The 25263-nt window shown below is 54.6% G+C and carries 26 protein-coding genes and 1 pseudogene; 16 read left to right on the forward strand and 11 right to left on the reverse strand.

Features of this window, described 5'->3' with window-relative positions; translation table 11 throughout:
- The first annotated feature begins 10 nt into the window (after positions 1-10).
- A complete protein-coding gene (gene pdxT, locus E3E42_RS00990) occupies positions 11-604 on the forward strand; it encodes a pyridoxal 5'-phosphate synthase glutaminase subunit PdxT (protein WP_167902268.1) in 594 nt (197 codons plus the stop codon).
- Here pdxT and E3E42_RS00995 read toward each other — a convergent pair.
- A complete protein-coding gene (locus tag E3E42_RS00995; protein WP_167902269.1) occupies positions 574-1563 on the reverse strand; it encodes a CGP-CTERM sorting domain-containing protein in 990 nt (329 codons plus the stop codon). The two genes, pdxT and E3E42_RS00995, sit on opposite strands and share 31 nt — an antisense overlap.
- 164 nt (positions 1564-1727) lie before the next feature.
- On the opposite strand from E3E42_RS00995, the gene fdhF reads away from it, so the two are divergent.
- The 3 genes and pseudogenes from fdhF (at position 1728) to E3E42_RS11925 (ending at position 4273) form a co-directional block, all read left to right on the forward strand.
- Positions 1728-3728, forward strand: a complete 2001-nt coding sequence (gene fdhF, locus E3E42_RS01000; RefSeq protein WP_167902504.1) for a formate dehydrogenase subunit alpha — start codon at positions 1728-1730, stop codon at positions 3726-3728.
- A gap of 25 nt (positions 3729-3753) precedes the next feature.
- Entirely contained in the window at positions 3754-3942 is a 189-nt protein-coding gene (locus E3E42_RS01005; RefSeq protein ID WP_088863898.1) for an antitoxin family protein, read from the forward strand.
- Positions 3914-4273: pseudogene (locus E3E42_RS11925) on the forward strand (type II toxin-antitoxin system PemK/MazF family toxin). The gene E3E42_RS01005 and the pseudogene E3E42_RS11925 overlap by 29 nt, the downstream one beginning before the upstream one ends.
- Here the strand turns inward: E3E42_RS11925 and purF are convergent.
- A complete protein-coding gene (purF, locus tag E3E42_RS01015; RefSeq protein WP_167902270.1) occupies positions 4270-5604 on the reverse strand; it encodes an amidophosphoribosyltransferase in 1335 nt (444 codons plus the stop codon). The pseudogene E3E42_RS11925 and the gene purF sit on opposite strands and share 4 nt — an antisense overlap.
- 162 nt (positions 5605-5766) lie before the next feature.
- Between purF and purC the strand changes: the two genes are divergently transcribed.
- Entirely contained in the window at positions 5767-6459 is a 693-nt protein-coding gene (gene purC / locus E3E42_RS01020; protein ID WP_304940796.1) for a phosphoribosylaminoimidazolesuccinocarboxamide synthase, read from the forward strand.
- Here the strand turns inward: purC and E3E42_RS01025 are convergent.
- From E3E42_RS01025 to E3E42_RS01060, 8 genes are all read right to left on the reverse strand, one after another.
- Positions 6446-6616, reverse strand: coding sequence for a hypothetical protein (locus E3E42_RS01025; protein ID WP_167902079.1), 171 nt, complete (start codon positions 6614-6616; stop codon positions 6446-6448). The genes purC and E3E42_RS01025 overlap by 14 nt on opposite strands.
- Positions 6609-7679: a DUF835 domain-containing protein gene (locus E3E42_RS01030; protein WP_167902272.1), complete on the reverse strand. Its 1071-nt coding sequence runs from the start codon at positions 7677-7679 to the stop codon at positions 6609-6611. Before E3E42_RS01030 ends, E3E42_RS01025 begins: the two co-directional genes overlap by 8 nt.
- A gap of 23 nt (positions 7680-7702) precedes the next feature.
- On the reverse strand, positions 7703-8704 hold the full coding sequence (purM, locus tag E3E42_RS01035) for a phosphoribosylformylglycinamidine cyclo-ligase (protein ID WP_167902506.1): 1002 nt from the start codon (positions 8702-8704) through the stop codon (positions 7703-7705).
- Between the two features lie 96 nt (positions 8705-8800).
- The gene (locus E3E42_RS01040) at positions 8801-9853 is read right to left on the reverse strand and encodes a hypothetical protein (RefSeq protein ID WP_167902273.1); all 1053 of its coding nucleotides are present in this window, start codon (positions 9851-9853) and stop codon (positions 8801-8803) included.
- A complete protein-coding gene (locus E3E42_RS01045; RefSeq protein WP_167902274.1) occupies positions 9798-10778 on the reverse strand; it encodes a DUF4855 domain-containing protein in 981 nt (326 codons plus the stop codon). The genes E3E42_RS01040 and E3E42_RS01045 overlap by 56 nt, the downstream gene beginning before the upstream one ends.
- A 214-nt stretch (positions 10779-10992) precedes the next feature.
- Positions 10993-12012, reverse strand: coding sequence for a hypothetical protein (locus E3E42_RS01050; RefSeq protein WP_167902275.1), 1020 nt, complete (start codon positions 12010-12012; stop codon positions 10993-10995).
- Positions 12000-13034, reverse strand: coding sequence for a hypothetical protein (locus E3E42_RS01055; protein WP_167902276.1), 1035 nt, complete (start codon positions 13032-13034; stop codon positions 12000-12002). Before E3E42_RS01055 ends, E3E42_RS01050 begins: the two co-directional genes overlap by 13 nt.
- Positions 13018-14052, reverse strand: coding sequence for a DUF4855 domain-containing protein (locus E3E42_RS01060; RefSeq protein ID WP_167902277.1), 1035 nt, complete (start codon positions 14050-14052; stop codon positions 13018-13020). Before E3E42_RS01060 ends, E3E42_RS01055 begins: the two co-directional genes overlap by 17 nt.
- A gap of 231 nt (positions 14053-14283) precedes the next feature.
- Between E3E42_RS01060 and purT the strand changes: the two genes are divergently transcribed.
- Positions 14284-15579 (forward strand): phosphoribosylglycinamide formyltransferase 2, encoded by a 1296-nt coding sequence (purT, locus tag E3E42_RS01065; RefSeq protein ID WP_167902278.1) that lies wholly within the window; start codon positions 14284-14286, stop codon positions 15577-15579.
- Between the two features lie 240 nt (positions 15580-15819).
- Here purT and purE read toward each other — a convergent pair whose 3' ends face one another.
- Entirely contained in the window at positions 15820-16251 is a 432-nt protein-coding gene (purE, locus tag E3E42_RS01070; protein WP_167902508.1) for a 5-(carboxyamino)imidazole ribonucleotide mutase, read from the reverse strand.
- 105 nt (positions 16252-16356) lie between these two features.
- Here purE and purD point away from each other — a divergent pair, with 105 nt between their 5' ends.
- The 10 genes from purD to E3E42_RS01120 all read left to right on the forward strand — a co-directional run bounded on the left by purD (position 16357) and on the right by E3E42_RS01120 (position 25114).
- Positions 16357-17673, forward strand: coding sequence for a phosphoribosylamine--glycine ligase (gene purD / locus E3E42_RS01075; protein WP_167902510.1), 1317 nt, complete (start codon positions 16357-16359; stop codon positions 17671-17673).
- 10 nt (positions 17674-17683) lie between these two features.
- Positions 17684-18826, forward strand: coding sequence for a formate--phosphoribosylaminoimidazolecarboxamide ligase family protein (locus E3E42_RS01080; protein WP_167902279.1), 1143 nt, complete (start codon positions 17684-17686; stop codon positions 18824-18826).
- A gap of 10 nt (positions 18827-18836) precedes the next feature.
- Positions 18837-19079, forward strand: a complete 243-nt coding sequence (purS, locus tag E3E42_RS01085; RefSeq protein ID WP_167902280.1) for a phosphoribosylformylglycinamidine synthase subunit PurS — start codon at positions 18837-18839, stop codon at positions 19077-19079.
- A gap of 1 nt (position 19080) precedes the next feature.
- Entirely contained in the window at positions 19081-19752 is a 672-nt protein-coding gene (gene purQ / locus E3E42_RS01090) for a phosphoribosylformylglycinamidine synthase I (protein WP_167902281.1), read from the forward strand.
- A gap of 4 nt (positions 19753-19756) precedes the next feature.
- The gene (gene purL, locus E3E42_RS01095; RefSeq protein ID WP_167902282.1) at positions 19757-21898 is read left to right on the forward strand and encodes a phosphoribosylformylglycinamidine synthase subunit PurL; all 2142 of its coding nucleotides are present in this window, start codon (positions 19757-19759) and stop codon (positions 21896-21898) included.
- Positions 21895-22890, forward strand: a complete 996-nt coding sequence (locus E3E42_RS01100; protein ID WP_167902283.1) for a formate--phosphoribosylaminoimidazolecarboxamide ligase — start codon at positions 21895-21897, stop codon at positions 22888-22890. The genes purL and E3E42_RS01100 overlap by 4 nt, the downstream gene beginning before the upstream one ends.
- Positions 22891-22958: 68 nt before the next feature.
- Entirely contained in the window at positions 22959-23882 is a 924-nt protein-coding gene (guaA, locus tag E3E42_RS01105) for a glutamine-hydrolyzing GMP synthase (protein WP_167902511.1), read from the forward strand.
- Positions 23883-23925: 43 nt separating this feature from the next.
- Positions 23926-24117 (forward strand): antitoxin family protein, encoded by a 192-nt coding sequence (locus E3E42_RS01110; RefSeq protein ID WP_167902284.1) that lies wholly within the window; start codon positions 23926-23928, stop codon positions 24115-24117.
- The gene (locus E3E42_RS01115; RefSeq protein ID WP_167902285.1) at positions 24114-24551 is read left to right on the forward strand and encodes a type II toxin-antitoxin system VapC family toxin; all 438 of its coding nucleotides are present in this window, start codon (positions 24114-24116) and stop codon (positions 24549-24551) included. Before E3E42_RS01110 ends, E3E42_RS01115 begins: the two co-directional genes overlap by 4 nt.
- Positions 24548-25114 (forward strand): GMP synthase subunit A, encoded by a 567-nt coding sequence (locus E3E42_RS01120; protein ID WP_167902286.1) that lies wholly within the window; start codon positions 24548-24550, stop codon positions 25112-25114. The genes E3E42_RS01115 and E3E42_RS01120 overlap by 4 nt, the downstream gene beginning before the upstream one ends.
- The last annotated feature ends 149 nt before the right edge of the window (positions 25115-25263 follow it).

The raw sequence follows: 25263 nt of genomic DNA on the forward strand, positions 1-25263 counted from the left end.
AGGGGTTGAAATGGTCAAGGTGGGTGTCATAGGCCTCCAGGGCGACGTCAGCGAGCACATAGAGGCGAGCAAAAGGGCTTTGGAGAACCTCGGGGTTTCCGGCGAGGTCATCTGGCTCAGGAAGCCGGAACAGCTCGAGGAAATCTCTGCAATCATAATCCCAGGCGGCGAGAGCACGACCATCTCGAGGCTCATGGTGAAGAGCGGCCTCCTCGAGCCAGTCAGGAAGCTCGGTGAGGAAGGGCTTCCGATAATGGGCACCTGTGCGGGTTTGATAATGCTCTCGAAGGAGGTAGTCGGCGCCACTCCGGAGCAGAGGTTCCTCGAGCTTCTCGACGTCCGAGTTAATAGAAACGCCTACGGCAGGCAGGTGGACAGCTTTGAGGCGCCGATAAAGCTAGCTTTCAGCGAAGAACCCTTCCCCGGTGTCTTCATCCGCGCCCCGAGGATAGTAGAACTCCTCAGCGACAGGGTGAGGCCGATAGCCTGGCTCGGTGAGAGGGTCGTTGGCGTTGAGGGAGACAACATCATCGGCCTGGAGTTCCACCCCGAGCTGACCGACGACACGAGGGTTCACGAGCACTTCCTGCGGAAGGCCCTGTAAGCCGGAACCAATGCCAGCACAATGAAACTTGCGGGGCCGCATATTCCGGAGCTTTCGTTTTTCGCTCCTTTTTTATTGGATGCCTCGCCGCAAACAACATCCGAAGCGAAGCCGGACCCTTTCTGGAATTCTTGGAGCTGGAAAACCTTGAGCCTTTCCCCGTTGTTTGGATAGTAGAACAGGCGAAGGTCTTCTCTCTCCACGGGCGAGCCGTTGACATGGTAATCATAGGGGTAGTACAGTATAACTCCCTCTCCCACGATTGCTGAGGCAAAGCCTTTAATGTCTCCCCCAACTCTCAATGATGAAACGACCTTATCAACGACGTTTATCGGAACGGGGACAACGGCACTGCCGTTGGAGGCGTAGCCGTCTCCATAAACGTAGAAGCTTCCCATCGGAACGCCGTGCTCCATTGCGTAGTAAACCGGCGTCTTCTCAGGAAAACCCGAAAAGTTCGCCGGGTCCACGCTTTCTCCTATCCAGAACTTCCTGGCTTCCACTCTGCTTCCGTTCTGGAACTCAATTGAAAAGGCTTTTTTTCTGTAATACACAACAACGCGCGAGACTTCCCCCTGGGGAACGACAACGGAAGTCCCACCTATTAACCAGCACTTCCCATCCCGGACGCGGTAGGCCTCGACCCCGCGCGTGCTGTTTTCTGGAACGTAGAACTCCCTAAGGAATATCCACGAGCCGTTGTCGGGGATAATATAGGCTCCGTCGTTCACAGCACCTGCATTATCGCAGAAAAGGCAGGTGCGATAGAATGGGACAAGGGTTCCATTTGAGAAGTAGTAGAAATCGGCACCCAGCTCGCCGTTCTCACCTGCCCAGCGGTAGATGACAAACGCATCGCCTTTCCCTGGAACCACGACGAGCTGGGGGGCCGCGTAGTTGTTAACAAGCAGAATTTCTATTACAGCCAAAAATAGACAGATGAATTTTTTTGTTACCATCCCGGACACAGCCCCCGAACCGTGTCTATCACCTTGAGCTGGAGAAATTTTCCTACCCGACTTTATAAATTTTTTCCTGGTGATCTGAAATATTTTAACAAATTTTCATCAATTTTTGTCAGAAAGTTTTTATTTTTGCTGTCTATTTGTTTGTAGGTGGTATGATGAAGGAGCCCAGGACAGTCGTGTGCCCCTACTGCGGCTTTGGCTGCAGGCTTCTCGTTGATCCCAAGACGATGAAGGTTAAACCCCACCGCGGCGAGCCCAATAGGGGCAAGCTCTGCCCCAAGGGTCTCCACGCGACTGAGTTCGTTCTTTCCGGGGACAGGCTCAAGCGCCCCCTTAAGCGTGAGGGCTCTAGGATGAGGCCGATAAGCTGGGGGCAGGCCATCGAGGAGATAGCGGGTAAACTCCTCGAAATCCGCGAACTGTATGGGGCGGATGCCGTTGCCTTCATAGCCTCATCGAAGGTGAGCAACGAGGAGAACTACCTCCTCCAGAAGATTGCGCGGCTTTTCGGCACCAACAACATAGACAACTGCGCTCGTCTTTGCCACGAGGCGAGTGTTCATGCCCTCAAGATGACAGTTGGGGCGGGAGCACAGACCAACCCCTACGAAGACCTGGGGAGATTCGGGGTTATACTCATCTGGGGCTACAATCCTGCCGAGACCCATCCCGTTGTCATGGACTACATCCTGAGGGCCAAGAGGAACGGGGCGAAGGTAATCGTCGTTGACGTCAGGGAAACCAGGACAATGGCCTTCGCGGACTACAGCCTCGTTATTCGCCCGGGGACGGACATAGCCCTCGCAAACGCCATGATGAATGTCATAATCCTGGAGGAGCTCTACGACGAGGAGTTCATAAAGACCAGAACCTCTGGCTTTTCAGAGGTCAGGATGGCGGTGAGAAAGTACACGCCGGAGTACGCGGAGAAGGTAACCGGAATTCCGGCTGAAACGATCAGAGAAGTTGCGAGAACCTTTGCCCTCGCGGGAAGCGGCGCGATAATGTGGGGCATGGGGCTGACACAGCACGTTTCAGGCGTTGAGAACGTTATGGCCGTTATAGACCTAGCCCTGCTCCTTGGCTACATCGGCGAAAAAGGCGGCCTCTACCCGATGCGCGGTCAGAACAACGTTCAGGGCGCGGCATACATGGGAGCGCTGAGTGAGTTCCTGCCGGGCTACGTTCTGCTGACCGACGAGAGGTTCAGGAAGCGGGTGGCGAAGATATGGGGCGTGGAAGACCTTCCAACGGAGCGCGGGCTCTACCTCACGGAGCTCTGGGAGGCAATAGAGAGCGGCGACGTCAGGGCGCTCTACATAGTTGGGGAAAACCCTGCCGTCAGCGAGGCGGACTTCACCCGCGTTAGGGAAGCCCTCAGGAAGCTCGATCTCCTCGTCGTCCAGGATATTTTCATGACGCGCACAGCAAGGTACGCCCACTACGTTCTGCCGGCTTCAGCCTTTTGCGAGAAGGAAGGCTCGTACATGAACAGTGAGAGGAGGATTCAGTGGAGCCACAAGGTCTGCGAGCCAATGGGTGATTCGAAGCCCGACTGGGAAATACTGACCATGCTCGGCAAGGCCCTCGGTTTGCCCGGATTCAATTACTCAAGCGTTGAAGAGATCACCGCCGAGTACTTCCGCCTCTTCCCTTCGCTGGAGGAGAGGAGCGTCGACGAGCTGAATGTTGGGGATGGGATGTTCCTTCCGAAGAAGAGGCTCCACACCTGGGAGTTCGCAACCCCCGACGGGAAGGCCAGGTTCATCGCGGTGGAGCAGGTGCAGCCCTGGGAGAGGCCGGACTATGAGTATCCTTTCATCCTCACCACCATCAGGCTGATAAGCCACTACAACACCGGCGAAATGACGCTGCGCAGCCCCTCGCTCGTCAGGCTGATGGGAGAGCCCAGGGTGCTGATAAACAGGAGCGACGCGGAGAGGCTTGGAATTCACGACGGAGACTGGGTCGAGATCGAGACGAGGCGCGGGAAGATTAGAATGAGGGCCAAGCTTGGCCGGATTCCCTCAGGCGTCGTTGCTGTTCCATTCCACTTCAAGGCGAACAAAATAACGAGCCCTGCCCTGAACAAAGCTGGAACACCGGAGCTCAAGTTCTCGGCATGTAGGGTGAGGAAGCTCGGTGACAATCTTTAAAAAACCTTTTTTTAAACTATTACCCATGTCCAAGGTGATAGTTGCCCTCTACCGTGGGGACGTCCTAATACCCCTTGAAAAGCTTGACCTTCCCCCCGGTGTCAAGCTGAGGATAAGGATCGAAGGAGTGGAAGGACGGGACGAACTCAAGGAGCTCGGTTACCTGAAACTTCTCCAGGAGGGCGATGACGCTGAGGAACTCTTCGAAATTTAGGCAGGGCGACGTTGTCCTGCTCGAACTGCCATTTACTAACTACGTTGGGAGCAAGCTCCGGCCGGTTCTCGTGGTCAGCTCCGACGAGCTAAACGCCATAAGTGACGACATCGTTGTGATTAAAATCACGAGCCGGTCGCACTTCGCCGAGTTCCAGGTTGAACTCTCGTGAAAGGACCTCGTTTTAGGAAAGCTGAAAAAGAAGAGCTACGTAGACTGTTCGTCGGTCTTCACGGTCGAAAAATCGCTCGTGATAAAGTGCATAGCCAGACTCAGCGAGGAAAAACTCAATGAGGTCAAGGAGACGCTGAGGAGAACCTTTTCCCTCTAAAACCTGAAGGCCCACTCAGGATACTCTCCGGTGAGGCACGCCAGGCAGAGGCCTCTCCTCCCAACGGCTTTTTTCAGCCCTTCGACGCTGAGGTACGCCAGGCTGTCCGCTCCTATGGATTCCCTCACCTTCTCAACGCTTCCAAATGCCGCTATGAGTTCGTGTCTCGTCGGAATGTCCACCCCCATGTAGCACGGGTGCCTTATCGGCGGGGAGGCTATCCTGACGTGAACCTCCCTCGCGCCGGCCTTTCTGAGCATGGCGACGATGCGCTTCATAGTAGTCCCCCTGACGATTGAGTCATCGACCAGCACGACGCTCTTCCCCTCTATTACCTCCCTCACCGGCGAGAGCTTGAGCTTAACCTTCAGCTCGCGGTAGAACTGGCCGGGGGTTATGAACGTCCGCCCTATGTAGCGGTTCTTTATGAGACCCTCTGAGTAGGGAATCCCGCTGACCCTGGAGAAACCAAGAGCCGCCGCCCTCCCGGAATCCGGCACGGCTATGACAACGTCTCCGTCGGCCGGGCTCTCCCTGGCCAGCTCCTGCCCCATCCTGACCCTCGCGAGGTATACGTTTACACCGTCTATCGTGCTGTCCGGGCGGGCGAAGTAAATGTATTCAAAGACGCAGCCGTGGCGTTTTTCCGTGGCAAGGATGCGGTTTTCAATTTCATCCTCCGAGAGAAGAAAGACCTCCCCCGGCTTGACGTCCCTCACCTCCTCCACGAAGAGCCTCAACGCGGAATCCTCCGAGGCGAAATAGTGACCGTCCCCAACCCCGTAGCTGAGCGGCCTGAAGCCGACCGGGTCCCTGGCCACGAGTATCTTCCCGTCGAAGAGGAGGGCCACGGAGTAGGCTCCCTTTACCTCGCTGAAAACTTCCCGCATAGCCTCGAACTCGTCTCCAGTCTCGCGAAGGTGCCAGAGAAAAGAAATCCCCAGCAGCTCGGAATCTACCGAGTGCCTGAACTTAACTCCCAGCCGTTCGTAGTGCCTCCTGAGGGGAAGGAAATTCGTGAGAGTCCCGTTGTGGGCAACGGCTATCCTTTTCCCGCAACAGCCGGTCTCAAGTGGCTGGGTTTCGGTGGGGGAGCCGGAGGTCGAGTATCTGACGTGGGCTATCGCCGTGCTGGATTTGAGCTTTGCCAGCTCACCGTTCCTGAAGACCTCCGAGACGAGTCCCCTTCCAGCAACGGTACGTATACGGTGCTTCCACACGCTTATTCCCGCGCTCTCCTGCCCCCTGTGCTGCAGTGCTATCAGCGCGTAGTAGGCTTTTTTTGGAGCATTCTCGGCAACCGCTGCAAAGACGCCGCACTTCTCCCTCATGAGGAACCCCGCCAATTTTTTGACTTTAACATGTCAATAAGTATAAACTCTGACGCCGTACTTTAGCCGTTTTGTGTTTAAAAGCTTTGCCCATTGATTGACACTCACATGCCAAAATAAGCCTTAAATACTGAAAGATTTTACATAAAGATGGTGAAGTCCATGCAGGTTTATGAAGGTAAGGCCAAGAAGGTTATCCCTCTCGACGATGGAAAGGCCATTATGGAGTTCAAGGACGATGCTACGGCCTTCGATGGTAAAAAGAAGGGCCAATTTAAGGGCAAGGGCTGGCTCAACGCCCAGATCAGCGCGGTTCTTTTCAAAGTCCTTGAGGAGGGGGGCGTTAAGACGCACTTCATAGGCATCGCGGGTGACAACAGGCTCATCGTTGAGAGGCTCAGGATGTATCCCGTCGAGGTCGTGGTTAGAAACGTCGTTGCCGGAAGCCTGAAGAAGCGCCTTCCGCTTGAGGAGGGAACTGAGCTGCCGGAGCCGATAGTCGAGCTTTACTACAAGGACGACAGCCTCGGCGATCCTATGATAAACCACCACCACGCCAGGGTTCTCGGGATAAGCGAGAGCGAGATAAGGGAGATGGAGCGGATTGCCCTCAGGGTGAACGAGGTCCTCAGGGAGTACTTTGCCGAGCGTGGAATCATACTGGTCGACTTCAAGCTGGAGTTTGGAAAGAACGAGAGGGGTGAGATAATCCTCGGTGACGAGATAAGCCCGGACACCTGCCGCTTCTGGGACGCCGAAACCAGGGAGAGCCTCGACAAGGACGTCTTCCGCTTCGACAGGGGCGACCTCATCAACGCCTACGAGGAGCTGTACAGGAGGCTTACGGGGGCTTAGCCTCGTAGGTTATCCAGACGGTGTAGCAGCCCTTCGCGTCTTCCTCCACCACTATTTTCCTCAGCCGGATTCCGTACTCGCTTACGGCCTTTTCCACGACGGCCGGCAGGTTCTCAAGGAATGCCTTCCTCTTGACCGTGAACATCACCTCAATCACCCACATTAAGCACCTGCCTCAATGTTTTAAGCTGTTTCTCGCTCGGGCTTCTCTCATCAAGAACAAGGAGTAGCATTCCTCCGTAGAGTGTTACGTAGTCCGAGAGCGTGGCGAGGAACTTCATAAGGGAGCGGAAGTCGTCGTACATCATCAGATACTCCAGTCCCTCGATGACCACCACTCCGGTGACACCCTCGCGGTGAGCTTCAGCCAGATACGAGCGGGTTCTCTCGATTATCCTGTGGAGCTGGGTAGGCCCGATGTTTCCGGGTTCTTCAATGGTGGTAAGCGAGTGCACCTCCCATTTATCCGGCAGGTCTCTCTTTCTCGTGAAGGCCAGCACCGGGAACTCTGAAAGGGCCTCAATGTAGGACGCGAACCTGTCAGGGGGGACGATGAAAACTCCCTTCTTTATGACGTCCGGCCCGATGGTTTTTCCGACGTGCCTGAACCTCTCGGATAGGACGACTTGAAGGAAAGCTATAACTTCAAGGACGTTAAAGAAGGCTCCCAGCGTGAAGCCTATTGGGGCGAACCATTCCACGGGTCTGAGGAAGGGATAGTCCATCTTGTGAACTCCATGGAGGATGATGACGGCGCTGAGGAGAGTTCCGGAGCGTGGATAGAACCTCCGAACACTCCATAGAATAACACCCGCAAATGTGTAGAATATCCCTGAAATCCCGAAAGAGATGTATATGGGAACGGGTTTCGTGACGTAGCTTGCGTACAGGATTATGTAACTGGAAACCGTGAGGGGGAGTGTTAGGGCGACGAGTTTTAGGGAACGTGTCGAAACGCCTACGGCTTCCTCGTCAAGGAGAGACACGACTCCTCCGACGAGAAAGGAAACGCCAGCCGCATGAAACAGCGGAATACCCACTTCAAGTCCCGTGAAATCTGAAACTGTGGAGAGTGACGAGCTCAGAAAAAAGAGGGCCCAGAGCAGCAAAGAATCCCTCCGGTAGCGCCTCCAGTTGAGGAAAAGTGCCAATCCGGCGACCACCTTGAGGGAAAAGCTGAGGAGCTGACTTGTAAGGAGCAGGTTCATCCAAACCCCCATTAAAGTTTTTGGGTTTTCATGAATTAAAGCCTTACCCTGTAGTTCTCAACGATTATCCCCCGCTCCTCCCCCACCGTTCCGAGTTCAAAGCTCTTGAAGTGTTTGTTTAGGATTTCCAAAGCGGCCTCCTTCTCCCCCTGTGGGACCACCACGACGAAGCCGACCCTCATGTTGAAAACGCGGAACATCTCCTCCAGGGGGACGCCGTTCTCGTGGATCAGCCTGAATATCCCCTCGATTGGTGGCATCTTCAGCCTGAAGCCGTAGCCCGTGAGGCGCTTGAGGTTGGTCAGCCCGCCCCCGGTTATGTGTGCCAGCCCGTGAACCTCAACGCTTTCCAGCAGCTCAAGAACTGCCTTCACGTAAATCCTCGTTGGCTCCAAAAGCCACTCCCAGAGCTTCCTGCCCTCGTACTCGTAGTCGAGGCCGTATTTAGGGATTAGAAGCTTCCTTGCAAGGGTCAGGCCGTTGGAGTGGATTCCCGAACTGGCGATCCCGATGACGGCGTCGCCGGGCCTTATCTTCTCACCCGTGATGACCTTCTCTCTATCCACCACGCCGATGGCGGTTCCCGCCAAATCGAAGCCGTTTATCAAATCGGGCATAACCGCCGTTTCCCCGCCGACTATCGCTATTCCCGCATGTCTCGCCCCCTCGTGGAGGCCCTTCCCTATTTCCCCAAAAACCTTCTCGTTCGGCTCCTTTACGGCAAGGTAATCGACGAGGGCAACCGGCTCCGCCCCAACGCAGAGCAGGTCGTTCACGTTCATGGCTATCATGTCTATCCCTATCGTGTCGAACTTCCCAACGGCCTCGGCAACGAGCACCTTGGTTCCAACTCCATCTGTGGTCATCGCGAGGTAAAAGCTTCCGAAGTCGAGCAGGGCCGAGTAGTGGCCTATCCCGCTCGGCTCACCGGGTTTTCCTCTCCTGAACTCGAAGGTCGCCTTTGCGAGGTCTATGATTCCCCCGAGGGCCCTCGCAGTCTTTTCGTCATCAACTCCAGCCTGGGCGTAGGTGGGCATGAGCATCACCGCCGATAGTTCTCGAGCATGCTTAAAAGGTTTGCCGTGTTCATGCTAAATCCCATTAAAAAAGATTGAAAATTGAACATTTAACTGTCAATTAAGGCGCCTGAGCAGGGGCAACGCGCCCAGCAGGACGAGCAGTCCGGGCCCGCAGACCTTATTTCCTGCCCCCGACGGTGTTTTCGTCCTTCCAGTGCTCCCGGACGGCGGACTATGGGTTTCCCTTAGACCTACACTATTCGTGGTCTGTGTCCCCGGGGGTTTGCATACGAGCGGCCCAAGACTCATTGAAATTTTGAGGGGAGACGCAACTCCATTCTTGGGAACGAAGATTAGGGGGGCATCTTCGATGCCGCTACCTGCTGGAAGTCTCACCGGCGTTTCGCTGACGATAACAACCCCGTTACGGGCTCTAAAGGCCGTAAAATTCGCGCTGGAGGCATTTATGCTGCCGGGCAGCTGTAAAGCGTAGCGCCTCTCCCCGAGGGTGAAAGTTAGGGTTCCGCCTTTGAGTTCTACGGGAGTGCCCTTCAGGCCCTTATGTGGCAGCCTTATATGCGAGGCGTTTATTTCGCGGCCCTCACAGCTCTTGGTGACAGTCCCGTTGGAGTACTCCGTAACAACGCACCTTGAGACCCTCTCAATGCATCCATCGTCAAAGCGGTAAACCTCGGTTACCGTAACGTCCTTAAAGAGCGTAAAGTTGTGAGGTTCGCCGTTGATAGAGACGGTAACGTTTCTGTAGGGCACCTTAGCCTCTTCCACCCTAACAGCGTAGAGCGTCCCGTTTATAAAGCCCACGGGGGTGGTGTTGGTTAGGAGTGAATTAACGCTCCCGAGCAGGAATGCCTCTTTCCCATCGGTCAATATGTAGTAATTCCTGTTCGAATCCGGCAGGTCCAGTTTGCTCACCCATTCCCCGGCCACCATCTCGCACGTCCAGCTCACATGGCCAACCACGATTAGGAGCCAGCCGTTGACTTGGTGAACCGACTCGACAACGTAGGTCTCGGCAGGGGTGCAGTCCGCCGTTGCCGTGGGAAAAGAGAGCAACAACAGCAAAATGGAGAAAATCAACAGAGGTTTTGGATTATACATACTCCTCACCGAATCTTCTTGAAAATCCCTCCATTTCTCGAATGACATCAAAATCCACACTAAAGTAGTATGCCAGATTCCCGTATTTCCAGCCCAATGCGTCTTTTTGAGCGGTTATGTACTGGAAGGCTGTTTCTTTTGCATCATTTGTATATTGAATCAAGCACTCATGCGTAAATCTGGGGCCGCATCTTTCTATTAGAGATTCCCTGAAGTTTTCTTCAATGTGTGTTTTGGAGATGTAGTTATAGAGGAGACTTCTGTCTGCTTCCATTTCCATAAATACATTAAATGCATCATGCCTGTTTTTAAGAGACTCAAGGGTTCTAATCCATTCTACAAGCTTTTCATAGTTATATCTGTAAGTGTGTTTCCCATCTGAAATTATAGACTTTTGGTAATAGTTCGGTTGCACGAACACATAATCAAAGAACTCAAATGCTCCTGGGTACTTTCCCATAGGGAATATATTCGTTCCTGCAAGATTCAGCGTGCATGCGGATGGAATCCAGATGAACTCAAAACCATTGTTGTGAATGCTTTCTGCCATGTCTCTAATAATGCTGAAGGAAATCCCTGCCTGTTTTTGTATCTGGTCCTCTTTAAACATCCATGCATTTTCTAATGTCCAGTAGAACCCTTTGAGGTTCGTGTCGCTTGACGTCATAAAGTCCTCGATCCACCCGGCCCAATATGACCCCTCAAACCTGCCGGCAGTATCCCCCACTGGGCGCTTGCTGGGGTTGAAGAAAGGAATAGGGGCATAATAAGATATATCCATCTCATCTTGCAGATATCTGGAAAGATAGTGTGCATCTTCACGTCCATTTCCTGTATATCGTATATGCTTATAGGAAAACAGCACAACGGCAGAGTCAAAACCCAAGTTTCTGAACTCTCTTGCAGTGCCACTCATTCTTGACTTATACCCGGAGCCGTTCCACTTAACCCACCACAGACCAAACTTCGACATAAGGAATCACCAACTGCTAGTAGTTAATGACCATATAAAAACCTTCTGGTTAAACAAAACCATTAAAAACGTCCTAAAAGTTCCAAAATAGGTTGAAATTATGGCATAGTAATCCCTTACTCCTGCGTATTTGTGGAGAAGTGTGGAGTTGTTTGCCATTTTTCTGCATAAAAAATGGCCTAAAGGTTTAAAAATTAACAATTTAATGTTAATTTTAGTGCCTTCTCAGCAGGAGACCCGTCGTAGTGGCTAGAATTATGAACGCGGGCCCGCAGATTTTGCTGTTTTCTTTTGTGCTGGTGGGATGAGAGGGGGTGGTTTTGATTGGTGGGGTGTGGGGAGTGTCCGTTGAATTCGCCGTGACGTTCTCACCCGCTGATTTGGTCGTGTTCACGCTCGCCTTCTCACAGACGAACTTTTCCAGGCTCAAAACACTGGGAGGACGGACGGTTTTGTTCTCAACCGTAAAGAGTAGAGGGACCTCATCAATACTTACCCCTACCGGGACCTGGATGACTCCAGTGTTAATCAAGACAGCCCCCCGTTTTGCCATAAACGCTTCCAGCTTCAGATTTGAAGCGTTGACCCCCTCAGGGAGTGCGAGGGTGTAGCTTTTTCTTCTTAATGTAAAGTGGAGCCTTCCGTTCTCAATTCTTACGGGAGAGCCAGCGAGGGAAACGTTAGGAGGTTTAAAGGCAGAGGCGTTCCAGATGAATCCCCTGCAGGTGTTTATTTTTGTCCCGTTGGGATATGAAACGATTCTGCACGTTGAAACGTTTTCCAAGCAGGTTCCGTTGAACCTGTAGAGCGTCTTCACTATCACGTTTTTGAGAAGTGTGAAGTTGTGGGGTCTGCCTTCAACTGTAATGGTTATGTTTTGATATGGAACGCGGGTGCTGGTGACGGTTAAAACGTAGAGCGTCCCGCTCATAAACCCGACAGAAATTCTCTGCCCGATGCCGGTGCCTCCAAGCAGGATTGTTTTGTTCCCGTCGGTGAGGAGGTAGTACTCATCGGGTATGCCAACCAGCACCGGCGTCCATTCTCCTGCTATCATCTCGCAGGCATAACTGTTCTTGACAACTTCAATGAGGAGCCAGCCGTTGAAAGAGCTGATTGAATTTACAGAATAAAGCTCATACGACGAGCAATCCGCCGAAACGAGCGGAAGGGAGAAGAGCAGGAGAAATATTACCGCAAGTCCGGAAAAGTTCGTTTTCTTCACCTCCTGCACCTCCCTGCAGTAACGACCGCTGAAATTAGAGTGGCAAGAACGAGCAACCCCGATCCGCAGATGCCATCTTTGGTTTCTTTCGTGCTGGTTGGTGTTTTCGTTGTATTTGATGAGATTGTTGTTCTGTTAGGGGCGGTACTAGTCCCAGCGGTCGTGCTGGTGGATGTAGTCACGTTCGCTTTCTCGCAGACCGTCACGTTGGCTATCTTAACACTGTCTGGGAACCAGTAGCGTAGAAAGGGGGCGTTCGGCGGGACGAAGTCGTCCCTTGTAACGTTCATGTTAAGGTAAACGAGGGTGATGTTCTTCACGTGACCCTCCTTTTTGAGGAGGAAGTAAATCGGAAAAACGCTCGAATTGACGACTTCAGTGGGGCCAGGAGACCACCTCAGCGCGTTCTTGCTCATTGTGATCCACACGTCGCTCATATTTGCGTAGTCCCATTTTTTGAAGCTCGGGGACTGAAGCTCAATCCGCCAGCCATTTATCTCGTCGCTGATTTTTCCCCTTGGGAGCTTAAGCCAGCTAACATTGACCAGCCCAATGCATAAGTTTTTTGGATTGAAGAGGTAGATGCCATGGACATGAGTCATCGGAGGGTAGAACGTAAGGTTCAGGTACCAGCTCCCGTTTATGAAGCGCGCACCATTAAGAGAATGGCTGAGAATGTAGGGGTAAAGGGCCCTGAACTGGTCAAGGAGGGTGCTATAGTTTGGGTAAAGAGCTCTGAACGCAGGCGTGAAGTTGAGAATGTGGAGCTGGGAGTCATTGAAGTAGAAGAGATATTCCTCTCCCCCAAGAACCTCCCCGGTGGTTGCGTTGGCGCAGTTGATTCCCGAGAGGGGAGGACAGTATGGCTCGTAAGTGAGGATGAGGAGAGGGATAAAAGCGTCGCTTCCGTTGGAGATGACGGAGTACCGAACGTTATAGACGTAATCGACTGATTCAACTGAAACCACCGTTTTGGAAAAGAGGGTGAGGAAGAGGAACAGGATGACGATGGTTTTAAACGTACGGTTCATTGAGTTCCCTCCGGCAACGTTCTTGGAGTGCGTCTATCACTTTGAGGTCATTGCTGAAGTAGTAGGCCCGGTCCGATGGTTCCCATCCGATGTCGTGTAATGCCCTCATGTAATCCAGGGCATAGTTTATTGCTTTCCCATGCTCGTGCTCCTTGCAGTTTTCATAACAGGTTTTGAGGTTGCGGTCACACGTCATGTTTTCGGGGCATTTGGAGGAATACCCGCACGGAATGCCCCGGACGGTCCTGTCTGCTTCCATCTCTATTGAGACCGTTGTCGTGGAGTTGGGGTTTTGTTCTTTGATTTTCTTTGGGAGTTCTTCGTAAATCCAACGGATTTTCTCTACGAGTTTCTCGTAAGTGTAGGGCAAACCGTGGTTCCCCTTTTCATCGAGTGTTGGATACTGATAATAGTTTGGCTGGACGAAGACATAATCAAAGTAGCCTCCGATTTTGAGTATTCCATCAAAAGCATCCTTACGCAAGTATGTCACACCCCTGTTCCCAGTTGCTGGAATCCAGATTAGTTCCTGCCCGTGGTCGTGAACGTAGTTGGACATCTTTTGAATGAATTCCACAGACACACCGGTGCCATCATTGGGAGTAGTTTGAAGACAGCTCTCGTAACTCCAGTAAAAGCCGAGCCTGTTGCTGTCAACGACACTAAGGACACCGTCAATCCAGTCCTTCCAGTAGGAATTATTGAATCCCTCGGACGGGTTATCCCTCGGTTTTTTACTCTCGTACTTGTAGAAAGGGATCGGCACGTAGTAATTCATGCTGCCGATCCTTGATGAGAGCCACAAAGCCATGCGAAGCCCATCATCATAACCGTTTCCAGTATAGTTGATTCCCTTTCCTTCTCCACTGAGGAAGACTACCCTGTCAAAACCCCTGTTCTTGAACCACTGGACGGCTTCATCGTAAGAAGTTGGCCGTTTTCCTCCAAGGGTCATCCTCGAGGTGTAAGTTCTAAGATTCTCGTCCCATCGGACCCACCACAGACCAAACTTCAACATAAGGAATCCCCAACTGCCAGTAGTTAACAGCCAATATAAAAACCTTCTGGTTAAACAAAACCATTAAAAACGTCCTAAAAGTTCCAAAATAGGTTGAAATTATGAGAGTGGTAATCCCTTACTCCCGCGTATTTGTGGAGAAGTGTGGAGTTGTTTGCCATTTTTCTGCTTAAAAAGGCTTAAATATGGGCAATTTTTAACATTTTAACGTCAAAACTTGAGGTGATCCTTATGATTAAGCCCCGCGATGAGCTCGGAACTGCTATGACCGATTCTGCCCAGAAGATAGTGCTCCTCGGAAGCGGTGAGCTTGGAAAGGAGATAGCCATCGAGGCCCAGCGCCTCGGCGTGGAAGTTATCGCCGTTGACCGCTACGCCAACGCTCCGGCCATGCAGGTTGCACACCGCTCCTACGTCGGTGACATGAAGAACGCTGACTTCCTCTGGAGCGTCATCGAGCGCGAAAGGCCGGATGCGATAATCCCTGAGATAGAGGCCATAAACCTTGACGCCCTCTTCGAGCTTGAGAAGGACGGCCACTTCGTCGTCCCGAACGCCAAGGCCACGTGGATAGCGATGCACCGCGAGAGGACGAGGGAAGCCCTCGCGAAGGAAGCTAAAGTTCCGACCTCACGCTACGCCTACGCAACGACCCTCGACGAGCTCTACGATGCCTGCGAGAAGATCGGCTACCCCTGCCACACCAAGGCCATAATGAGCTCCTCGGGAAAGGGCTCCTACTTCGTGAAGGGCCCGGAGGACGTTCCGAAGGCCTGGGAGGTGGCCAAGATGGAGGCCCGCGGCAGCGCCGACAAGATAATCGTCGAGGAGCACATAGACTTCGACGTTGAGATAACCGAGCTTGCCGTCAGGCACTACGACGAGAACGGTGAGATCGTTACCACCTTCCCGAAGCCGGTCGGCCACTACCAGATTGACGGCGACTATCACGCGAGCTGGCAGCCGGCGGAGATAAGCGAAAAGGCCGAGCGCGAGGTTTACAGGGTAGCCAAGCGCATAACGGACGTCCTCGGCGGCCTCGGACTGTTTGGCGTTGAGATGTTCGTTAAGGGCGACAAGGTCTGGGCGAACGAGGTCTCCCCGAGGCCCCACGATACGGGCATGGTTACGCTTGCATCCCATCCTACAGGGTTCTCCGAGTTCGGACTCCACCTCAGGGCAGTCCTCGGCCTTTCGATACCCGGCGAGTGGGTCGAAGAGTATCGTCTGTTCCCGCTCCTAACGCCCGCAGCTACTCACGTAATCAAGGCCAACGTTTCAGGCTACTCCCCGCGCTTCCGCGGCTTGGTCAGAGCCATGAGCGTCCCCAGCTCGACGATTCGTCTCTTTGGAAAGCCTGAGGCATACCCTGGCAGAAGGCTGGGTGTTGCGCTCGCGTGGGACAGGGATGTGCAGGAGGCAAAGAGACGTGCCGAGATGGTGGCGCATATGGTTGAGCTTAGAACCCGGAGTTCAGAGTGGCACTCCCAGGATTATGAAAAAGCCGGTCATCTCTGCGGGCTCTAGCCCCTCCTCTCTTTGTTTAGGGTATGCACCAATGCATACAATCGGTCCAATAGTTTGGATAAAATCCGAAAAATTTAAATTTTAGTATTCCAACTACATGCGTCTGGTGTTTGCTGGAATAAGATGCTTGAATGATGGGCCGATTTAAATATATGGATGAAACAAGTCGTGTGGAATAATGCGTTGTGCGGGTTAAAATATTGGAATCGGGGGGTTTCCCCTCATTTCATTATATTTTGGCTACATTCTTCCCTTTTCGCGGTATTCCTCAAGCTTTTTTCTGAGCTTTTCATCCCCTAGCGCCAGAATCTCAACCGCCAGCAGGGCCGCGTTCTTTCCGTTGTCTATTCCCACTGCAGCAACCGGAACTCCGGGCGGCATCTGGGCTATGCTGAGGAGGGCGTCGAGGCCGTCGAGCTTCGCCGAAACGGGGACTCCTATAACGGGCTTAACTGTGTGGGCCGCTATCACACCCGGCAGCGCGGCGCTCAGACCTGCAATGGCGATGAAAACGTCGTAGTCTTTCCTGGCCAGCTCCTCAACCTTCTTCGGATTCCTGTGGGCCGAGGCGACCTCAACGTCGTACTCAACGCCAAACTCGTCGAGAACTGCCGTAACCTTCTCCGCTATATGGGAATCGCTCCTGCTTCCCATCACCACGAGCACCTTCATGGACTTCACCGGAGGAAGTTCACTTCGACCTTTATAAATTTTGTCATTTCAATGTAAAAACAAAGCTTAAAAACTTAAGTTTTTGACAAATACATGGTGAAGCTCATGAAGGTTCTGCTCGTTGGAGGCGGCGGTAGGGAGAACGCCATCGGTGAGGCGCTCGTGAGAAGCGGCGCCGAGCTGTACGTCGTTTCGAAGCACAGAAACCCCGGGCTGGCAAGGCTGGCAAAGGACTACGGTCTGGCCAGGGAAACGGATATCGAGAAAGTTATCGAACTCGCCAGGGGATGGGGAATAGAACTTGCCTTCATAGGCCCGGAGGCCCCCCTGGAGAGGGGGATCGTTGATGCGCTCGAGGAGAAGGGTATCCCTGCGGTGGGGCCGACCAGGGAAGCTGCACAGCTCGAGACCAACAAGGCCTTCGCTAGGGCCTTCATGGAGAAGTATGAGATTCCCGGCAGGAAGCTCTTCCGTGTCTTTGAGGACGTTACCGAGATGCGCTCGTGGATAGACGACTTCGGGAAGCCCGTCGTTGTGAAGCCCCTTGGCCTGACGGGCGGTAAGGGAGTTAAGGTCGTTGGCTACCAGTTGCGGGACAACGAGGAGGCCAAAGCCTACGCCGAGGAACTCATCAGGAGGGACGGTAAAGTCCTCATCGAGGAGCGCACCGACGGCGTTGAGTTCACCTTCCAGGTCTTTACGGATGGAAAGAAAGTGATTCCGATGCCCCTCGCCCAGGACTACCCCCACGCCTATGAGAACGACGAGGGGCCGATAACAGGGGGCATGGGCTCATACTCGTGCGCGAACGGCCTGCTGCCCTTCGTGACGCGCGAGGACTACGAAAAGGCCCTGGAGACGCTCAGGGCGACGGTCGAGGCGATGAGGAAGGAAGGAATCCCCTACAGGGGAATTCTCTACGGCCAGTTCATGCTCTCCAAAGACGGTCCCGTCATAATCGAGTACAACGCCCGTTTCGGCGACCCCGAGGCGATGAACGTCCTCCCGCTCCTCAGGACGGGCCTGCTTGAGATCGCTGAGGGAATCGTTGACGGCAACCTTGGGAAGGCGGAGTTCGAAAACAAAGCCACCGTCGTCAAGTACCTCGCACCGAGGGGCTATCCAACGAACCCGATTAAAGGCGTTAAGGTCGAGGTAGATGAGGAAGCCGTTGTTAAAGCCGGAGCGAAGCTCTACTACGCGTCCATTGATGAGAACTTTACGCTCCTCGGCTCGCGCGCCATAGCGGTCGTTGGAATCGCCGAAACCCAGGAGGGGGCGGAGAAGATAGCGCAGAGCGCCATCGGCCACGTGAAGGGTGAGCTCTTCTACCGCAGAGACGTGGGCACGAGGGAGAGCGTTGAGAAGAGGATTGGGCTGATGAGGGAGTTTGGAAAGGAGTTCGAGCCGAATTCATGCTGAGGTGGTTAACATGATAAGCCGCGAGGAAATTTTGGGAGTCCTTGAGAGGTACGACCCTGAGAAGATAACCGTCGGCGTCCTCGGAAGCCACTCCGCGCTGGACATAGCCGATGGAGCAAAGGAGGAGGGCCTTCCAGTTTTAGTTGTCGCCCAGAGGGGCAGGCACAGGACCTACGCCGAGTACTTCAAGCTGAGGAAGACGAGGGATAACCTAACCAAGGGCTTCATTGACGAGGTAATCGTCCTCGAGAAGTTTGCCCAAATCATTGACGTCCCGGAGGAGCTGGTAAGGAGGAACGTAATCTTTGTGCCAAACCGCTCCTTCGTGGTCTACACGGGCATAGACAGGGTGGAGAACGACTTCCGCGTTCCGCTCTTCGGGAGCAGGAACCTCCTCAGGAGCGAGGAGAGGAGCGAGGAGAAGAGCTACTACTGGCTCCTTGAGAAGGCCGGGCTTCCCTATCCGGAGCCCGTTAAGCCGGAGGAGATTGACGAGGTCGGCCTCGTCATCGTCAAGCTGCCGCACGCGAAGAAGAGGCTTGAGCGCGGCTTCTTCACGGCGGCAAGTTACAAGGAGTTCCGCGAGAAGGCGGAGAGGCTCATCAGGCTCGGCGTAATCACCGAGGAGGACCTCGTGAGGGCCAGAATCGAGCGCTACATCATAGGCCCGGTCTTCAACTTCGACTTCTTCTACTCGCCGATAGATGGGGAGATTGAGCTCCTGGGAATCGACTGGCGCTTCGAAACCAGCTTAGACGGCCACGTTCGCCTGCCCGCTTCCCAGCAGCTGACCCTGCCGGAGCACCAGTTCGAGCCTGAATACACCGTGACGGGCCACGCTTCCTCAACGCTCCGTGAGAGCCTTCTGGAGAAGGTCTTCGACATGGCCGAGCGCTACGTCAGGGCGACGCGGGAGTACTATCCACCCGGAATAATCGGGCCCTTTACGCTCCAGACGGCCGTTGACAAGGATCTCAACTTCTACATCTACGATGTAGCCCCGAGGACGGGCGGTGGAACCAACATCCACATGGCGATGGGTCACCCCTACGGTAACGCCCTCTGGAGGAAGCCGATGAGCACCGGAAGGAGGATTGCCCTCGAGATAAAGCGCGCGGTTGAGCTGGACGAGCTTGAGAAGGTGGTAACGTGAGGTGGTTGAAATGAAGTGGAAGGTTACCGTCATCGTTCGCCTCAAGGAAGGCCTCAACGACCCGGAAGGAAGGGTCATAGGAAACGCCCTCAGGAACCTAGGTTTTGCCGTGGAGAACCTTCGCGTTCCCAAGTACTTCGAGTTCGAGCTGGAGAGCGAGAAGCCTGAGCAAGAGGTCGAGGAGATGTGCAGAAAGCTCCTTGCCAACCCCCTGATCCACAACTACGAGTACAGCATCGAACCGGTGAGCTGAGATGGTTCGCTTTGCTGTGATAGCCTTTCCGGGAACCAACTGCGACTTCGAAACGGAGAGGGCCATACGAAGGGCCGGTGCAGAGGCCGAGCGCGTCTGGTACAGAGTCAATCTCAAGGACTTCGACGGCGTGGTTTTGCCCGGCGGCTTCAGCTACGCCGACTACCTCAGGGCCGGAGCGATAGCGGCGAGGCAGGGGATTATGGAGGAGGTTAAGGAGTTCGCCCGCGAGGGAAGGCCCGTTCTGGGGATATGCAACGGCTTTCAAATCCTTACTGAGGCCGGTCTTCTGCCCGGGGCTTTGAGGCCCAACAGGGTTCCGCGGTTCCTCTGCAGGTGGGTCCACCTCCGCGTTGAAGACACTGAAACGCCCTTTACTACCCTTTACGAGCCCGGCGAGGTTATCAGAATGCCGATAGCCCACGCGGAGGGTAACTACTACGTAGACGACCCCTCTAAGGTCAGAATCGTCTTCCAGTACAGCGACGAAAAGGGTAACGTAACCGAAAAAGCGAACCCAAACGGCTCGGTTCTCAACATAGCGGCCGTAGCCAACGAGGGGGGCAACGTCCTCGGAACCATGCCCCACCCGGAGCGCGCGAGCGACCGCTTTCTGGGTAGCGAGGACGGTCTGAGGCTCTTCAGGAGCATGGTGGAGTGGGCGAGGAGGTGATGGAATGTTTCCCCACGAAGAGACGCTCATCCGTGAACGCTTGAAGAGAGAGCCGAACGAGCTTGAGTGGGCCATGCTCGAAGTTATGTGGAGTGAGCATGCCTCATACAAGTCGAGCAGGCCGTGGCTGAAGCTCCTGCCGACCGAGAACGAGCACGTGATTCTGGGCCCCGGTGAGGACGCTGGAATAATCAGGTTTGACGATGAGACCTGGGTAGTCGTCGGAATCGAGAGCCACAACCATCCTTCAGCGGTGGAGCCCTACGGTGGTGCCGCCACAGGAGTCGGTGGAATCGTCAGGGACATACTCTGTATGGGTGCAAGGCCGATAGCTTTGCTTGACCCAATACGCTTCGGGCCATTGGAGAAGGAGCGGAACCGGTATCTCTTTGAGTACGTCGTCAAGGGCATAGCCGACTACGGCAACAGGATAGGTGTCCCAACGGTTGGGGGTGAGACTGAGTTCGATGATGGCTTAGATAACTACACGCTCGTCAACGTCGCCTGCGTTGGAGTTATGAAGCCGGAACACCTCGTCCACAGCTACGTCACCGAGTCCGGTCTCAAGCTCATACTCGTAGGCAACAGGACCGGCAGGGACGGGATTCACGGCGTCACCTTCGCCAGCGAGGAGCTGGGAGAGAACGCCGAGGAGGAAGACCGCTCCGCGGTGCAGATCCCTGACCCCTTCACTGAGAAGCTCCTCATAGAGGCCACCCTTGAGGCGGTCTACACCGGCAGGGTAAAGGCGCTCAAAGACCTCGGTGGGGGTGGCTTAACCTGCGCCGCCTCTGAGATGGCAGGAAAGAAGGGCTTCGGCGTGGTAATCTACGCTGACAGAGTTCCACTTCGCGAACCGGGAATGAGCGTTACCGAGGTAATGATTTCCGAAAGCCAGGAGAGAATGCTCTTCGCGGTTAGCGAAGCCGACGTCGATGCCCTCGGAAAGATTTTCGAGAAGTACGGCCTTGAGTGGACGGTTGTAGGGGAGGTCGTTGAGGAGCCGCGCTTTGTGATATACTGGATGGGGAGGAAGGTAGCGGACCTTCCGGTGGAACTCCTCGCGGATGTGCCGACGATAGAGTGGGAGATGAAGCCTTACAGCATCGAAAAGCCTGCTGAGACGCCTGACGTCCCCTTCGAGAGGGCCTTCAACCTCGTCTGGAGCAGCCCGAACGTCGTAAGCAAGCGCTGGGTCTGGCAGCAGTACGACCACGAGGTTCAGGGGAGGACCGTCCTCAAGCCCGGGAGAGACGCCGCCGTCCTGAAGCTCAACGACGAGTACGGCCTGGCCTTCGTTGCCGACGGAAACCCCCGCCACAGCCACCTCAACCCCTACCAAGGTGCGATGGGTGCCGTCGCTGAAGTCGTCAGGAACCTCGTGGGCGTTGGGGCTGAGCCATTAGCATTGGTGGACAACCTCAACTTTGCCTCGCCCGAGAGGCCCGAGGTTTACTGGAGCTTCGCCGAGACGGTGAGGGGGCTGGCCGATGCGGCTAAAGCCTTCGGTTTGGCGTACGTCAGCGGCAACGTCAGCTTCTACAACGAGATTTCCAACAGGCCGATAAAGCCGACCCCCGTCGTTGCCGGCCTTGGGAAGGTAAAGCTTGAGGAAATTCCGGAGATGGGGCTGAGCGGTGGGCTGCTCATAGGCGTCGTTGGGATAACGAAGGCAGAACTCGGCGGCTCGGAGCTGTTTGCGAGGCTCGGCGTCGAGGGAGGTTTCGCCCCAAGGGTGGATCTCCAGGAGGAAAAGGCCAACGCCGAGGGGATTCTGAAGGCTATACAGAAAGGTCTCGTTAGGGCGGTACACGATGTGAGCAGGGGAGGAATCGCCGTCGCTTTGGGAGAGATGGCTCTGGCAGGGAGCACGGGCTTTACGGTGGATTTCTCGAAGGTTTCGGCCGAAACATCAAACCCGGTCGAGGTGGCTTTCAGCGAGAGTCACTCCCGCTATATCGTGGCCTTCCCGGAGGAGAACCTCGATGCACTTAATGCCATCTTCAGGGACTTCGCCGTCATCGGAAGGGCCGGCGGAAAGGAGGCGGCCTTCCTCTGGGACGGAAGGGAGCTCCTCCGGAAGCCCCTCGAAGAGCTCAGGGCAATCCATGAGTCCCTGCCAAAGCTTCTGGGTGAGGAGGAATGAGGGTAGCAACCTACGCTTCACACTCTGCCCTCCAGATTTTGAAGGGGGCAAAGGACGAGGGTTTCGAGACGGTGGCCTTTGGAAACCCCCGCGTTAAGCCCCTTTACATGCGCTACTTCCCTGTGGCGGACTACTTCATTGAGGGAACCTATCCGGAGGAAGAGCTGCTTGAGCTCGATGCGGTAGTTATACCAACCGGTTCCTTCGTCGCCCATCTCGGAATCGAGCTTGTTGAAAAAATGCGCGTCCCCTACTACGGCAACAAAGAAGTCCTGAAGTGGGAGAGCGACAGGAACCTCGAGAGGAAGTGGCTCGAGAGGGCAAAGCTCCGCCTCCCGAGGGTCTACGATGACCCGGACGGGATAGACGGGCCGGTCATAGTCAAGCCCTTCGGCGCGGGCGGTGGAAAGGGCTACTTTTTGGCCAAGAGCCCCGGGGACTTCTGGAAGAAAGCCGAGAGGCTCGGCATCAGGGACAAGGAAGACCTTGGAAGGGTTCAGATTCAGGAGTACGTCCTCGGCGTCCCGGTTTATCCCCACTACTTCTACTCGAAGCTCAACCGTGAGCTGGAGCTGATGAGCATAGACCGGCGTTACGAGTCAAACGCCGACGCGATAGGCAGAATCCCGGCCAAAGAGCAGCTCGACCTCGAAATTAACACCAACTACACGGTGGTGGGCAACATACCGCTCGTTCTCAGGGAGAGCCTGCTGATGGACGTCATCGAGGCCGGCGAGAGGACGGTCAAAGCTGCCGAGGAGCTCATGGGCGGCCTGTGGGGCCCCTTCTGCCTGGAGGGGGTCTTCACCGAGGAGCTGGAATTCGTGGTCTTCGAGATTTCCGCGAGGATAGTGGCGGGAACGAACCCCTTCGTCCACGGCTCGCCCTACAGCTGGCTCCGCTATGACGAGCCGGTAAGCACGGGGAGGAGAATCGCGATGGAGCTGAAGCAGGGATTAGAGGAGGATCGGCTCGATGAAATTTTGACGTGAAACTGTCTAATTTCCGCTCGGATAGGTTTATAAATTGACGTCCGAATGGTTGGCAAAAGGTGGTGCTCATGTGGGAGAGGTTCATCGAGGAGAAAGTTGAGGAGATAAGGAATACGGTCGGTGACGGGAAGGCCATAATAGCGCTCTCCGGCGGCGTTGACAGCTCGGTCGCAGCGGTGCTTGCTTACAAGGCCATAGGCGATAGACTCCACGCCGTCTTTGTGAACACCGGCTTCATGAGGAAGAACGAGCCGGAATTCGTCGTCAGGACCTTCCGCGACGAGTTCGGGCTCAACCTGCACTACGTCGATGCCGGCGAGCGCTTTTTCAGAGAGCTCAAAGGCGTAACCGATCCGGAGGAGAAGAGGAAGATAATCGGCAGGGTCTTCATCGAGGTCTTCGAGGAGGTCGCAAGGGAGATTGACGCCCAGTTTCTCATTCAGGGAACCATAGCCCCGGACTGGATTGAGAGCAGGGGCAAAATCAAGAGCCACCACAACGTTGGAGGTCTGCCCGAGAGGCTCAACCTCAAGCTAATCGAGCCACTCCGCGACCTCTACAAGGACGAGGTCAGGGAGCTTGGCAGGGAGCTCGGCCTCCCGGAGAAGATATACAACCGCATGCCCTTCCCGGGGCCTGGTCTTGCCGTCCGCGTCCTCGGCGAGGTCACTCCGGAGAAGGTCGCCATCGTTAGGGAGGCAAACGCCATAGTCGAGGAGGAAATCGAGAGGGCCGGGCTGAGGCCCTGGCAGGCCTTCGCCGTTCTGCTGGGAGTGAAGACCGTCGGCGTTCAGGGCGACATAAGGGCCTACAAGGAAACGATAGCGGTTCGCGTCGTTGAGAGCCTCGACGGCATGACGGCAAATGCCATGAACGTCCCCTTCGAGGTCCTCCAGAGAATAGCCTTCAGGATAACGAGCGAGATTCCCGATGTTGGAAGGGTGCTCTACGACATCACCAACAAGCCTCCAGCAACGATTGAGTTCGAGTGAGAACCTTTATTTATTTTCAAGGGGAGTTTAAAACGGTGAGAGTATGGAAGTCATAGAAGCCGTCTACGAAGATGGGGTCCTAAAGCCCCTCAAAAAGCCCCACTTGAGGGAGGGGGAGAAGGTCAGGATAAAAATAATCGCGAGGGATATCGCGGAGTTCATCAGGACAGCAGAAGGAATCGAGAGGCCCAGAAAAGACCCCCTTCAAATGCTGAATGAGGTGAGGGAGCGTTGAGGTTCGTCCTCGATGCGTCGCTTCTCATCGATGCCTTTTCTATCTACGACGAAACGAGGCGGGAACTCGCGCTGGGGGTTTTCGATGCCATCAAGGATCACGAGCTCTACGCTCCCAGGATATGCCAGGTTGAGTTCGTGAACGTCCTGAGAAGATTCACACCGGAGGAAAACGTCAGGAAGTTCCTGGGGGTGTTTGATTTCATAACCCTCGTTGGGGAGTCCGAATTCTTTGAGACCGCCCTTGAGCTTTCCTTCAGGATTCACTCACGCGCAGCTGACTCCTGTTACATTGCAGCTGCAAAGACGTTGAATGCAGTTCTATTAACCAATGACCGCAGAATGGCCGAGAACTCTCGTGAGGTCGGTGTGTCAGCTTTTTATCTGCTTGAGGAGTCTAACGAGTTTTTCAAGCTCGTGGGGGTGAATGGATGATAGTCATAATGGACAACGGGGGCCAGTACGTCCACAGGATTTGGAGGACTTTGCGCTATCTGGGTGTCGAGGCGAGGATAATCCCGAACACAACGCCGCTTGAGGAGATAAAGGCGATGAAGCCCAAAGGCATAATCTTCTCCGGCGGACCGGACATAAACAGGACCGGCAACTGCTCCGCTGTTCTTGAGCACTACGAGGAGTTCAACGTCCCAGTCCTCGGCATCTGCCTCGGCCACCAGCTGATAGCGAGGCACTTCGGAGGGAAGGTCGGCAGGGGTGAGAAGGCCGAGTACAGCCTCGTTGAGATTGAAATAATCGAGGAGAACGACATCTTCCGCGGGCTTCCGGAGAGGCTCAGGGTCTGGGAGAGCCACATGGACGAGGTGAAGGAGCTGCCCGAGGGCTTCAAGCTCCTCGCGAGGAGCGAGACCTGTCCGGTCGAGGCCATGAAGCACGAGAGCCTTCCCATCTACGGCGTCCAGTTCCATCCAGAGGTTGCCCACACCGAGCACGGCTCCGAGATATACCGCAACTTTGCGGAGCTCTGCGGCGAGCTCTAGTCAGCTGGTCCATCCCCTCATCATCTTTTTTCGGCAGCGGGTTTGTTCATCATCCCGTCATTTTCAAATCCGTGTCGTTGTTTAAACGTTACTATTTACGATATCTGATTGCAAACACGAAAACTTTTTAAAATTCCGTGGGTTACTAT

The organism is Thermococcus sp. JdF3 (assembly GCF_012027495.1).
Lineage (GTDB): Archaea > Methanobacteriota_B > Thermococci > Thermococcales > Thermococcaceae > Thermococcus.